Source organism: Cellulomonas massiliensis JC225 (assembly GCF_000312005.1).
Taxonomy (GTDB): Bacteria; Actinomycetota; Actinomycetes; order Actinomycetales; family Cellulomonadaceae; genus Cellulomonas; species Cellulomonas massiliensis.
Genome location: NZ_HE978588.1, coordinates 1,833,677 through 1,838,839 on the forward strand (window position 1 = coordinate 1,833,677; position 5,163 = coordinate 1,838,839).

Genomic DNA, 5,163 nt, shown 5'->3' on the forward strand with positions numbered 1-5,163 from the left:
CGCACGACCGCGTGACCGGCGACGAGCCGCGCCCGCCGGCCTGAGCGGACCGGCGGGCGCAGCGCTCGTCGTCAGCCGCGCAGGGCCGCCATCCACGCCTCGACCGCGTCGGGGTCGCGCGGCAGGGCGGCGCTGAGGTTCTCGTTGCCGTCCGCGGTGACGAGGACGTCGTCCTCGATGCGGACGCCGATGCCGCGCAGCTCCGGCGGCACCAGCTCGTCGTCGGACTTGAAGTAGAGCCCCGGCTCGATCGTGAACACCATGCCGGGCTCCAGCACGCCGTCGAGGTACATCTCGGCGCGCGCCTGCGCGCAGTCGTGCACGTCCAGGCCGAGGTGGTGGCTCGTCCCGTGCACCATCCAGCGACGGTGCTGCTGCTGGTCGCGCTGCAGGGCGACCTCGGCCGGCACGGGCAGCAGCCCCCACTCCTCGAGCCGCTGCGCGATGACCCGCATCGCGGCCGCGTGCACGTCGCGGAAGCGCGCGCCGGGCACGGCGGCCTCGAACGCGGCGTCGGCGGCGTCGAGCACCGCCTGGTAGACGCGCCGCTGGGCCTCGGTGAACGTGCCGTCCACGGGGAGGGTGCGGGTCACGTCGGCGGTGTAGAGCGAGTCGACCTCGACGCCGGCGTCGAGCAGGAGCAGCTCGCCCGGCCGCACGGCGCCGTCGTTGTCGATCCAGTGCAGCGTGGTGGCGTGCTCGCCGGCGGCCGCGATCGTCTCGTAGCCGACCGCGTTGCCCTCCTGGCGGGCGTGGCCGACGAACGTCCCCTCCACGACCCGCTCGCCCCGGCGGTGCGCGACCGCCTCGGGCATCCGGCGCACGACCTTCTCGAAACCCTCGATCGTCACGGCGACCGCGTGGCGCAGCTCCTGCACCTCGTACGCGTCCTTGACGAGCCGCAGCTCCGAGAGCGCCTCCGCGAGCGTCTCGTCGCGCTCGCCGGCCTCCTCGCTCGCGCGGATCTCCGCGACGACGGCCTCGACGGCCTCGTCGACGCCGGGCACCACGGCGACCTGCACGCCGTCCGGGCCGGCGTCCTTCGCGAGCGCGTCGCGCAGGTCGTCCAGGTGCGCCGTGCGGATGCCCGTGACGGTCTCCACGTCCTCGAGCGTCGGGCGGGCCCCGACCCAGAACTCGCCGTAGCGCGAGTCGGAGAAGAACTCGGCCGAGTCGCGGCCCGCGAGGGGCCGCAGGTACAGCACGGCGCGGTGCGCGGAGCCGTCGTCGCCCGTGCCGTCCTCGACGGGGTGCAGGACGAGCACGGCGTCAGGCTCCTGCTCGCCCCCGAGGCCGGTGAGGTGCGTGAACGCCGAGTGTGGGCGGAACCGGTAGTCGGTGTCGTTGGAGCGCACCTTGTAGGTGCCGGCGGGGACGACGAGCCGCTGGCCGGGCAGCCGCGCCGACAGGGCGCTGCGGCGCGCGGCCGTGTGGTCCGCCGCAGGGGAGCGCGTCGCACCCGACGCCGCCCGCGGGCCCCAGCCCGACGTGACGAAGTCGAGGAACGTCGCCGAGTCGGGGCGCTGCGAGCGGTTGCTGTTGCGCTCGTCGAGGGGCTGGTCGGACGCGGTCTCGGGCTGGTCGCTCATCCGCCCAGTGTCCACCCGGTCGCGCCGCCGGGACGAACCCGGTCAGCCCTCGACGATCGACTGGACCTCGGCGACCGGCACCTCGCCCGACGCGGGCGGCCCGGGCTGCGTGCCGAGGTCCTGCGCACCGCCGCCCTCCGACGACGTCCAGGACGCCGCCCACGTGGCCGTCGCGGTGATCGTGGCCGTCGGCAGGCCGCCGCCCGAGCCGGAGCCGAGCCGCGCCGTCGAGCGCGGGAACGCGATGCACGCCGCGTGCCCGGCCGTGGGCTTCGGCCCGCCCTCGCCGCTCGAGCACTCGTCCACCGGCAGGTCCGGCGACGAGACCCGCAGCGTCGTGACGTGCGCGCTCACCTCGGCCCATGTGTCGCCGACCTCGGCCCGGACGGTCGCCGTCTCGGCGGCGTCCTCGACCCAGACCCACGTGCCGGTGTTGACCACGGCCGCGCCGGTGCCGGAGAGCTTCGGGTTCCACGTCAGCGTGCCCTCGGGCAGCTCCATCGCGTCGTAGGCGATCTCGGCGAGCTCACGCACGTCGACCTCGACCTCGGCCGTCGGCGGCGGGTCGCCGGCCTCGACGAAGATCCCGGTGTGCGACAGGTAGTACTGCCGCGCGAAGTCGGCAGGCGTGTCGATGCCGCAGAAGGGCTCGTACCAGCGGCCCTCCTTGTCGTCCTTGTACTTCTCGTAGTCCGGGTTGAGCAGGTTCTGGTACGCGAAGTCGTCGAGCGTGTCCGACTCGCGCGCCTCGCCGCCCGGCTTCCAGTACTCGTAGTACTCGTAGCCCGTCTTGCCGCGCAGGTACCAGCACAGCGGCTGGACCCGGCGCGCGACGCTGACCGTGTGCGTCGAGCCGCTCGCCGTCGTGCTCGTCGTGGTCACCTTGACGGCCACCGAGATCGATCCGCCCCCGGAGTCGGGGGTGGTCTCGTTCGTCGTCGTGCCGTCGTCCTCCTGGAAGCCCGGCCCGTCGGCGGAGGCCATGGTCGCCCCCGCGGCGACGAGGACCCCGGCGAGGCCCGCGGCCGCGACCGTCCGTCGCCAGCGCGTCAGCACGTCCCCTCCCGCTTCACCGTCTCCACCTTCCAGATGCCCTCGCTGGCCCCGCGCACGAGGGTGAACGACTTGCGGCGCGGCTCGTCGAAGCCGGCCTCCTCGGGCGTGTACGTGCCGTTCTCGTCCTCGAACGTCGCGTCGGCGAAGTCGTCGCAGCTCACGCCCGTGGCGGTGTCGCCGTCGACCGTGACGCCGCCGACCTCCACGTGGAAGGTGCCGCCGATCTTCGCGTCGATCTTCGCGTTGCCCTCGGCGACCCGCTCCATCGACTGCCGCACGGCGGCGGACCCGATCGCGGAGAACGCGGGGCTGACCTCGTTCGTCGTCATGGTCCGCCAGTACTCCTTCTCGTACGTGGCGATCCAGTTCCAGACGTCGGCCTCGTCGCCGGTGAGCTCGGGCACGTCCTCGAACACGATGCCCAGGGCCTCGTCCGACTGGTCCTGCACCCCGCCGGTCGGGGTCGGCGTGGGCGTCGGCGTGGCGCTCGGGGCGGCGGACCGCGTGGCCGCGGGGCTCGACGCGGCGGGGGTGGCGTCGGGGCCGGTGCACGCGGCGAGCAGCACCACGGCCGCCGCCGCCGTCACCGCCGGCCACCGCCTGGTCGCCATCCGCACGTGGGCCTCCTTCGACGCTCGACACCCTGCCCGGTGGACGACGGTACCCGAGGAGAACGTCCCGGGCCGCCCGGATCGTGGCGATTCGCCCGGGCGGGCGTCACCGCGGCGGGACCCGGCGCGCGCCCCGGAGCGGGAGCACCGCGTTCGGGGCCCGGTGTACTGACCAGTAGGTTTGGGGCCGTGCGCATCGACCTCCACACCCACTCGACCGCGTCCGACGGGACGCAGTCGCCGGCGCAGGTGGTGGCCGCCGCGCGGGAGGCGGGGCTGGACGTCGTCGCGCTCACCGACCACGACACGACCGCCGGGTGGGCGGAGGCGGCGCAGGCGGCGGTCGAGCTCGGCGTCGCGCTGGTCCGGGGCACCGAGGTCTCGGCGCGCGCGCAGGGCACGAGCATCCACCTGCTCAGCTACCTGCAGGACCCGGAGCACCCGGCGCTGGCCGAGGAGCTCGGCCGGGTGCGCGACGCCCGGGTGGGCCGGGCCCGCCAGATGGTCGAGCGGATCGGCCGCGACCTGCCGGTCACCTGGGACGACGTGCTCGAGCAGGTCGGCGGCGACGTCGTCGTCGGACGCCCGCACATCGCCGACGCCCTCGTCGCCCGGGGGCTCGTCGTCGACCGGGACGAGGCGTTCGCCCGCCTGCTGCACAGCGACGGCCGCTACCACGTGCCGCACTACGCGCCCGACGGCGCGACGGCCGTCCGGGCGATCCGCGCCGCCGGGGGCGTGCCCGTCTTCGCCCACCCCGGCGCGGACGCGCGCGGGCGGATCGTCCCCGACGCCGTGTTCGACGAGCTGGCGGCCGCGGGTCTCGCGGGTGTCGAGGTGCACCACCGGGACCACTCGCCGCGGCAGGTGGAGCGCCTCACCGCCATCGCGCGGCGGCTCGGGCTGCTGGTCACGGGCTCGAGCGACTACCACGGGGCCGGCAAGGTCAACCGGCTCGGGGAGAATCTGACCGACCCCGCGGCGCTCGCCGCGATCGAGGAGATGGGGACGACCGAGGTGCTGCGACCGTGAGCGGGTTCCTGGACTGGCACCTGCTGCTGTCGGTGTTCATCACGCTGTTCGTGATCATGGACCCGCCGGGCACCGTCCCGATCTTCCTGGGCCTGACGAGCACCATGACGCGCCGCCAGCGCAACCGCGCGGCCCGCCAGGCGATCCTCGTCGCGTTCGGCGTCATCGTCTCGTTCGCGCTGTTCGGCCAGTCGCTGCTCGACTACCTGCACATCTCGCTGGAGGCGCTGCAGGCGTCCGGGGGTCTGCTGCTGCTGCTCATCGCGATGGAGCTGCTGACCGGCAAGTCCGACGAGCCGGACCCCGCGAGCCACGACAAGGTGAACGTCGCCCTCGTCCCGCTCGGCACGCCGCTGCTCGCCGGGCCCGGCGCGATCGTGGCGACCATGGTCTTCGTGAAGTCGGCGGACGGCACCGCCGCCGACTGGGTGGCGATCGCCCTCGGCGTCGTGCTCGTGCACGTGACGCTCTACCTGTCGATGCGGTTCGCGAACGTCGTGCACCGCCTGCTGCGCGACTCCGGCACGCTGCTGGTCACGCGCATCGCGGGCCTGCTGCTCGCGGCGATCGCCGTGCAGCTCGTCGCCGACGCCGTCATCGCCTTCGCCCAGAACGCCTGACCGGGCGCGGGCCGGCCGTCACCCGCCCGGACGCACGCAGGGCCGCGCTCGTCCGAGCGCGGCCCTGCGTCTGCCGGTGGTCACTCCGCGGCGGTCTGACCGCCCTCGACGGGTCGCCCGCCGCGCGTGCGGCGGCGGCTGCGCGAGCGGCGTCGGGCGCCGTCCCCCTCGGCCCCTGCCGCGCCCGTGGCGTCGGCCGCCTGGGTGCTCGTGCTCGCCGTGCCCTCGGCGCCCGCCTGCGGGGACGCGTCGCCG

5 protein-coding genes are annotated in these 5,163 nt (G+C 74.9%); 2 read left to right on the plus strand and 3 right to left on the minus strand.

Features of this window, described 5'->3' with window-relative positions; translation table 11 throughout:
• Nucleotides 1–71: 71 nt before the first annotated feature.
• The 3 genes from HGCM_RS08730 to HGCM_RS08740 are packed head-to-tail and all read right to left on the minus strand — an operon-like array spanning nucleotide 72 to nucleotide 3,262.
• Complete coding sequence (locus HGCM_RS08730; RefSeq protein WP_019136468.1) at nucleotides 72–1,589, minus strand: aminopeptidase P family protein; 1,518 nt, start codon at nucleotides 1,587–1,589, stop codon at nucleotides 72–74.
• A 42-nt stretch (nucleotides 1,590–1,631) separates the two neighbouring features.
• Nucleotides 1,632–2,645 (minus strand): hypothetical protein, encoded by a 1,014-nt coding sequence (locus HGCM_RS08735; protein WP_019136469.1) that lies wholly within the window; start codon nucleotides 2,643–2,645, stop codon nucleotides 1,632–1,634.
• Nucleotides 2,639–3,262 (minus strand): hypothetical protein, encoded by a 624-nt coding sequence (locus HGCM_RS08740; RefSeq protein ID WP_019136470.1) that lies wholly within the window; start codon nucleotides 3,260–3,262, stop codon nucleotides 2,639–2,641. The genes HGCM_RS08735 and HGCM_RS08740 overlap by 7 nt, the downstream gene beginning before the upstream one ends.
• A 183-nt stretch (nucleotides 3,263–3,445) precedes the next feature.
• Here HGCM_RS08740 and HGCM_RS08745 point away from each other — a divergent pair, with 183 nt between their 5' ends.
• Both HGCM_RS08745 and HGCM_RS08750 read left to right on the plus strand, forming a co-directional pair.
• Nucleotides 3,446–4,288, plus strand: a complete 843-nt coding sequence (locus HGCM_RS08745; RefSeq protein ID WP_019136471.1) for a PHP domain-containing protein — start codon at nucleotides 3,446–3,448, stop codon at nucleotides 4,286–4,288.
• Nucleotides 4,285–4,908, plus strand: a complete 624-nt coding sequence (locus HGCM_RS08750) for a MarC family protein (RefSeq protein ID WP_019136472.1) — start codon at nucleotides 4,285–4,287, stop codon at nucleotides 4,906–4,908. The genes HGCM_RS08745 and HGCM_RS08750 overlap by 4 nt, the downstream gene beginning before the upstream one ends.
• The last annotated feature ends 255 nt before the right edge of the window (nucleotides 4,909–5,163 follow it).

What these genes read in the sequence shown, in the direction of transcription:
- HGCM_RS08730 (WP_019136468.1), bottom strand. Translation starts at nt 1,589, where the DNA reads ATGAGCGACCAGCCCGAGACCGCGTCCGACCAGCCCCTCGACGAGCGC.